The organism is Microcoleus sp. D3_18_C4 (assembly GCF_036702355.1).
Classification (GTDB): Bacteria; Cyanobacteriota; Cyanobacteriia; order Cyanobacteriales; family Microcoleaceae; genus Microcoleus.
The window spans coordinates 1-2,090 of sequence record NZ_JAUBTF010000154.1 but is presented as its reverse complement, the minus strand read 5'-3'; the positions used below and the strand labels follow the sequence as shown (position 1 = coordinate 2,090).

At 44.7% G+C, this 2,090-nt stretch carries 1 protein-coding gene; it reads left to right on the top strand.

The window, feature by feature from the left end:
• Positions 1-608: 608 nt before the first annotated feature.
• A partial coding sequence (ltrA, locus tag QUA90_RS30295; RefSeq protein WP_333448782.1) for a group II intron reverse transcriptase/maturase occupies positions 609-2,090 on the top strand: 1,482 nt, incomplete at its 3' end.

Below are 2,090 nucleotides of genomic sequence, written 5' to 3'. Positions count from 1 at the left end.
TGTGCGAATCGTTGGCTAGAAACCAGTCCTCCAAAGGATTAGGGGGATTAGCCGCAAGGAATAGAACCTTGACAACTGAATGACCATGTAGGTGAGAATCAGTACCCTAGAACACTCAAATCCTACCCCGCAGGTGCAGCGGTGAAAGCATCTCCCCTACGGTAGCGACTAGCCATCAATCCGTAAAGCGGGGAGAAAAGATGTTATTACTAACAGCCTAAGTCGGTAAGCATCGAGCAAAGTACCCATGAGTAAAGCCTCGGCTTGAAGATGTGTCTGAATCGTCGTTACCAAGAACCAGCGAAATAAGGCTTAATGCGCTGGAGCCAAAAGGCACAGGATAAAAGGAGTTGGCAAGTGGTTATTTGACCAACAAGCACTTCCGATAAACCCGGCGAATAACATCACTCTAAAGGTACACAGTATGGTCATTCGGAACGAGATAACCTCTCGTCTGCTCTCAGGTGGTCGAATCCCTGTAGTAGGTGCTAACCGTATGCAACGAGTAGGAAAGATTGGGTCAGAAGCTTAAAGTCTGGGGTAATGCCCAGGATATGCAGACGGACTCACGATGATTTGGAAGGGAAAGTCTCAAGTAGTGAGTAAAAATGTCTAAAACGAGTTTAAAGACTACGGTAGAATGGAACCAAGTGAACTGGCGAAAGCTAGAACGTAAGGTTTATAAGCTCCAAAAGAGAATTTTTCAAGCCTCTCAACGTGGTGATGTAAAAGCATTACGCAGACTCCAAAAGACGTTGATGAAGTCTTGGTCAGCTAAGGTGTTAGCGGTTCGTAGAGTAACCCAGGATAATACTGGCAAGAAAACGGCAGGAGTGGACGGGGTAAAATCCTTATCCCCAGCAGCACGTTTAAAGTTAGTAAATAATCTAAAACTGGGGTCTAAAGTTAGTCCGACTAGGCGAGTATGGATTCCCAAGCCTGGGACGGAAGAGAAACGACCATTAGGCATACCTACAATGGAAGACCGAGCCTTGCAAGCACTTGTCAAACTGGTATTAGAACCAGAATGGGAAGCGCGATTTGAACCTAACTCATACGGGTTCAGACCTGGACGTTCATGCCAAGATGCAGTCGAGGCTATATTTTCAAGCATCAATAAAAAGCCTAAATATGTGCTTGATGCCGATATAACTAAATGTTTCGACCGGATTGACCATGAAGCACTGCTCAATAAATTAAATACATTCCCCACCATTCGCCGACAGATTCGTGCATGGTTAAAAGCGGGAGTGATGGATGTTATGCAGTTGTTTCCAACATCTGAGGGTACTCCACAGGGTGGGGTTATTTCTCCATTACTGGCAAATATTGCCCTCCACGGGATGGAAGAACGAATTAAACAGTTTGCAGAAACACTGCCTACTAGAAGCGGCAAAGGCAAAAGGGATAACCGTAATAGTCTTAGCCTGATTCGTTATGCCGATGACTTCGTAATTCTCCACGAAGACATAACTGTTGTTCAAAGATGCAAAGAGATTATCTCCGAATGGTTAAAAGGCATGAACTTGGAACTTAAGCCTTCTAAAACGAGACTTGCCCACACCCTTAACCAGTATGAGCAAGAAAACCCAGGGTTCGACTTCCTGGGATTCAAGATACAACAATTTCCCGTAGGAAAGTATCACTCGAAACAAGGTTTTAAGACAATCATCACCCCAAGCAAGCAGAAGCAAAAGGTGCATTACGACCAAATCGCTAGTGTAATTAAAGCCCATAAGGCAGCACCGCAAGCAGTGCTAATCAGCCATTTAAACCCAATTATCCGGGGATGGGCTAACTACTATGCGACTGTAGTAAGTAAGGTTGCTTACTCAGACATCGATGACCTCATGTACCAAAAGTTAAGAGCTTGGTCAAAACACCGTCACCCCTTAAAGAATGGGGAATGGGTGGCAAAGAAATATTGGCACTCTATAAACGGTGATAACTGGGTATTCGCAACCAAGAAGGAAGGTTCAACCCCACTTCGGTTACTAGACCATGCCGACACTCCAATAGTACGACATATAAAAGTTAAAAGCGAATCGTCTCCATACGACGGGAATCTGGTTTACTGGAGTACAAGAATG